The sequence below is a fragment of the Pseudoxanthomonas sp. LjRoot204_2 genome, assembly GCF_056175765.1.
In genome coordinates this window covers 1-4981 of the sequence record NZ_JBGFFG010000252.1, presented here as the reverse complement: position 1 = coordinate 4981, position 4981 = coordinate 1, and the positions used below count along the sequence as shown (strand labels likewise).

Annotated in this window: 4 protein-coding genes and 1 pseudogene; 3 read left to right on the top strand and 2 right to left on the bottom strand. The window is 66.1% G+C overall.

Features of this window, described 5'->3' with window-relative positions; genetic code table 11:
- Nucleotides 1–127 precede the first annotated feature (127 nt).
- The 3 genes and pseudogenes from AC04L7_RS12220 to AC04L7_RS12210 all read left to right on the top strand — a co-directional run bounded on the left by AC04L7_RS12220 (nucleotide 128) and on the right by AC04L7_RS12210 (nucleotide 3080).
- Nucleotides 128–376, top strand: a complete 249-nt coding sequence (locus AC04L7_RS12220; protein WP_055940809.1) for a YfhL family 4Fe-4S dicluster ferredoxin — start codon at nucleotides 128–130, stop codon at nucleotides 374–376.
- Between the two features lie 94 nt (nucleotides 377–470).
- On the top strand, nucleotides 471–2171 hold the full coding sequence (gene ggt, locus AC04L7_RS12215) for a gamma-glutamyltransferase (RefSeq protein WP_436001068.1): 1701 nt from the start codon (nucleotides 471–473) through the stop codon (nucleotides 2169–2171).
- A 19-nt stretch (nucleotides 2172–2190) separates the two neighbouring features.
- Nucleotides 2191–3080: pseudogene (locus AC04L7_RS12210) on the top strand (MBL fold metallo-hydrolase).
- A gap of 83 nt (nucleotides 3081–3163) precedes the next feature.
- Here AC04L7_RS12210 and upp read toward each other — a convergent pair.
- Both upp and AC04L7_RS12200 read right to left on the bottom strand, forming a co-directional pair.
- Nucleotides 3164–3796: a uracil phosphoribosyltransferase gene (gene upp / locus AC04L7_RS12205; protein WP_475513095.1), complete on the bottom strand. Its 633-nt coding sequence runs from the start codon at nucleotides 3794–3796 to the stop codon at nucleotides 3164–3166.
- Between the two features lie 113 nt (nucleotides 3797–3909).
- A partial coding sequence (locus AC04L7_RS12200; protein ID WP_475513094.1) for a TonB-dependent receptor domain-containing protein occupies nucleotides 3910–4981 on the bottom strand: 1072 nt, incomplete at its 5' end.

Sequence of the window (4981 nt, the reverse complement as noted above, 5' to 3'; positions counted from 1 at the left end):
CCCTTGGGCGGCCACGCTTCGGCGGAAAGGTCATCCCCGCGAAGGCGGGATCCAGTGGTTCGGTACCCCGGCGAATGCCGCGATGAAGTCGCTGGGTCCCGGCTTGCGCCGGGATGACGGCAACCTTATGTCCCTCAAGATCAATGAACTGTGCGTCAACTGTGATGTCTGCGAGCCGGCCTGCCCCAACCAGGCCATCTCGATGGGCGAGACGATCTATGTGATCGATCCGGCGCGCTGCACCGAATGCGTCGGCCATCATGACGAACCGCAATGTGTCGTCGTGTGCCCCGTCGAGTGCATCGACCCCGATCCGGCGTATCCTGAGACCCACGAAGCCCTGCTGGCGAAGATGCTGAGGCTGCAGGCCGGCTGATCGCCATGTACGCACGCGCTTCGCCCCGGTAGCCGTTCCAGGAGAAGTCGTGATTCCTCGCCGTCTGTTCGTGCTGTTGTTCTTCGTCGCGTTCGTGCCCGCCGCGCTGGCTGCCGACGCAGTCCGCAGCTCCGCTCCGTCCCACCCCCCTGGCACCGCCATCGCCAGCGCCCATGCGCTCGCCACGCAGGCGGGACTGGACGTCATTGCGCAGGGCGGCAACGCGTTCGATGCCGCCATCGCCGTCTCGTCGACGCTTTCCGTGGTGGAGCCGATCAGTTCAGGCCTCGGTGGCGGTGGTTTCTTCCTGCTGCACGATGGCAAGACCGGCAAGGACGTCTTCATCGATGCGCGCGAAACCGCGCCGGCCGCGTCCACGCCCGACAGGTACCTGTTGCCGAATGGCGACTTCAACCGTGATCGCGCCGAGAACGGCCCGTGGGCGGCCGGCATCCCCGGCTTGCCAGCCGCTTTCGTGCACCTGGCGGAGAAATACGGACGACTGCCGCTGAAGGCGTCGCTGGCGCCGGCGATCCGCACCGCGCGCGAAGGTTTCCCCGTCTATGCACGCATGGCACGCGGTTACCAGGCGCGCCGCGAGGTCATGGAGCGCTACAAGGGCACGCGTGCCGTCTATCTGGTGGACGGGAAGCCGATCAAGGAGGGCGACGTCTTCAGGCAGCCCGACCTGGCGCGCACGCTGGAACGCTTGGCTGCGCAGGGCTTCGACGGGTTCTATCGCGGCGAAACCGCCAAGCTGCTGCTGGCCGGCGTGAAGGCCGAGGGCGGGCAATGGACTGCGAAGGAGCTGGCCGGGTACAGCGTGCGCGAGCGCGCCCCGCTGACCTTCACGTACAACGACTGGCAGGTGACCACCGCGCCGCCGCCGTCATCCGGTGGCGTGGCGCTGACGCAGATGCTGCAGGTCCTCGATGCCTACGACCTGTCCGAGCTGGACGAAGCGCAGCGCACGCACCTGGTGGTGGAATCGATGCGCCGCGCCTTCCGCGACCGCACCTTCTACCTGGGTGATCCCGACTTCGTCGAGATCCCGATGAAGACGCTGACCAGCCCGTACTACGCGGCCGGGCTGCGCGCCACGATCAATCCGCAGAAGGCGACGCCCAGCGATCAGCTGTCCGGCCTGCAGACGCCGCTCGAGGACGAAGAGACCACGCACTTCTCCATCATCGATGCCGAAGGCAACCGCGTCGCCGGCACCCAGACCGTCAACCTGCTGTACGGCTCCGGGCTGGTGCCGCCCGGCACGGGCGTGCTGCTCAACAACGAGATGGACGATTTCGCGCTGAAGCCGGGCACGCCGAATGCCTTCGGCGTGATGGGCTACGACGCGAACGCGCCGAAGCCCGGCAAGCGCATGCTCAGCTCGATGACGCCGACGTTCCTCGAGTCGCCGGACAAGGTCGCGGTACTCGGCACGCCGGGCGGAAGCCGCATCATCACCATGGTGCTGCTGGGCATCCTCGGCTACGACGCGGGGCTCGAGCCGCAGGCCGTCGCTGCGCTGCCACGTTTCCATCACCAGTGGATGCCGGACCTGATCGAGATGGAGACCGACGCGCTGAGCCAGGCCACGCAGCAGACACTGGAAGCCATGGGGCACCGCTTCAAGGTGCCCGGCAACAGCGCCCAGGGCGGCCGCGGTTCCAGCCACGTGTGGGGCAACCTGCAGACGGTGGAGTGGGACAAGACCACCAACACCCTGATGGGTGGCAGCGACCCGCGCAATCCTGTCGGCGCAGCCAAGGTCGTCGAGTCAGCCCCGTCACGCTGAGAGGCGTAGAATCGGGGCCATGAAGCTCTGGTCGCTGCTGGGCAATTCCCAGAAACTCGATGGTGGCGCGATGTTCGGCAACGCGCCGCGCGCCATGTGGGAAAAGTGGTCGCCGCCCGATGCGGAGAACCGCATCGAGCTGGCCTGCCGCGCGCTGCTGGTGCAGCCGCTCAACGGCAAGACCGTGTTGTTCGAGACCGGCATCGGCGCCTTCTTCGAACCGAAGATGCGCGCGCGCTTCGGTGTGCAGGAAGAGCGCCACGTGCTGCTCGATTCGCTGCGCGACGCCGGCTTTTCGCATGAAGACATCGATGTCGTGGTGCTCAGCCATCTCCATTTCGACCACGCGGGCGGCCTGTTGGCGCCGTGGCAGGAAGGGCATGCGCCGGAACTGCTGTTCCCCAACGCGACCTTCATCGTCGGCGCCGATCACTGGCAGCGCGCGCTGAAGCCGCATCCGCGCGATCGCGCGAGCTTCATCCCGGAGTTGCAGCCATTGCTGGAAGCCAGTGGGCGCTTGGAACTTGTATCCGGCGAGCACTCCGTTGCGCTGGGCCGCGCGGTCCGTTTCAGCTTCAGCGATGGCCATACGCCGGGGCTGATGCTGGCGGAGGTGGTCGGTGCAGCGGGCGTGGACGGCCAGCCGCAGGGTGGCGTCGTGTTCTGCGCCGACCTGATCCCGGGCCGGTCGTGGGTGCACGTGCCCATCACCATGGGCTACGACCGCAATGCCGAATTGTTGATCGACGAGAAGCGCGCCTTCCTGAAGACAAGCTGGCGCGCAACGTCCATTTGTTCTTCACCCACGACCCGGGCTGCGCACTGGCGCAGGTGACCCGCGACGAGAAGGGCAAGTTCGGCGTCGCCCACGAAGTCGCCGAACTGCACGCGCGCCCGCTGGCCGCATAACCGGTTAAGGCGGTGGGAGCGATGTCAGTCGCGACGCGGCGGCTTGCCGTCGCGACTGACATCGCTCCCGCAACAGCGGGATTTCAGCCGATCCGCGTGCCGAAGATGCGGTCGCCGGCGTCGCCGAGGCCCGGCAGGATGTAGCCCTTGTCGTTGAGGCGTTCGTCGATGGCCGCGGTGTAGACCTCGACATCGGGGTGCGCCGCTTCCAGCGCCTTCAGGCCTTCGGGTGCGGCGACCAGGAAGATGCCCTTGATCCGCTTCGCCCCGGCGCGCTTGAGCATGTCGATCGTGGCGATCAGCGTGCCGCCGSTGGCCAGCATCGGGTCGAGGATCAGCGCATCGCGCTCCTCCAGCCGTCCGGTCAGCTTCTCGAAGTAGGGCACCGGCTGCAGCGTTTCCTCGTCACGCTGCAGGCCGACCACGCTGACGCGCGCGGTGGGGATCAGCGCGAGTACGCCCGGCAGCATGCCCAGGCCGGCGCGCAGGATCGGCACCAGGGTGATCTTGGCGCCGGCGATCTTCTTCACCGTCACCGGCCCGGCCCAGCCCGCCATCGTTTCGGTCGTCAGTTCCAGGTCTGCGGTGGCCTCGTAGGCCAGCAGGGTGCCCAGCTCGGTCACCAGTTCGCGGAAATCCTTGGTGTTGAGGCCGGCGTTCCGCAACAGGCCGATCTTGTGCTGGACGAGCGGGTGGCGGACTTCGACGGTCTTCATGGCGAGGGCAGGGCGGCAGGTGATGAGGGAAGTCTGCATCAAACTCCGCAACCCTACAAAGCAAAAAGCCGGCGTGAGCCGGCTTTCTGCCTGGAGCGTGGAGACGTCGCGGATCAGAACGCCCAGCGCATGACCAGCTGGTAGCTCGGGCCGGCCTCTTCGGTTTCCAGCTCGTACTCGTCGTAGTCGCGGTCGATCTGGTCCTGCAGCGTGTCGAACTTGTCGAAGAACTCGTCCTTGCTCGCATCCAGCAGGTTGTTGGCGCTCAGGCGCACCGACACGCTCTTGCCGAAGCGCTTCTCCACGAACACATCCAGCTCGCCGCCGTAGCGGATCAGCACTTCTTCACCCAGCAGGCGCGTGTACGCGTCACCCTGCTTGCGGTAGGTTGCGCCGAAGCTGGCGCCCAGCGTCGGCAGGTCCTGGATGAAGCCGATGTTGTAGACAGACTTGGCCTGGTCGTTGAAGCGGCGCTCGCCGAGGAAGTCGTCCACCTTGGACTTCACCCACGAGTAGTTGGCGAAGACGCCGGTGTTCTCCAGACCGATGGCGGACAGCGGCGTGGACACATCGAATTCGAAGCCGTAAACCTTGCCGTCGCCGACGTTGGAGGAGGTGTACAGCCAGCTCGAAGCCGGTTCCTGCGCCATCGCATCGGCCAGGTCGACGGCGTCGCCATCCTCGATCATCTCTTCCCAGGTGTCCTGCATCTCTTCGCTGGGCTCGCCGGTGTTGACGATCTCGATGAGGTCCTCAACGTCGCGATAGAAGAAATTCAGACCGACCACGCCCTTGCGGCCGAGGCGGTGTTCGAACCCGAGGTCCAGGCCGTTGGCGGTCTCCGGGTCCAGTTCCGGGTTGCCGATGTAATCGTTGTCGCCGAACTCGCCGTCCAGCAGGGCCGGCAGCAGTTCGTTGAAGTTCGGACGCTTGATGGTCTTGGCCAGCGACAGGCTGATGCGGTCCGCATCGCCCAGGTTCCAGCGCAGGTTCACCGACGGCAGCAGTTCGTTGTAGTCCTTGCTGACGCGGCCTTCGCTTTCCTCGTCTTCGAGGTATTCCACCTTCGACTCCGTGGTCTCGTAGCGCAAGCCCGCTTCCCACGAGAAGGCCTCGCCCTTGCCGCTGAGCATGATGTACGGGTCCAGGCGCTTCTCCTCGATCACCGAGGCGACGCTGCCGTCG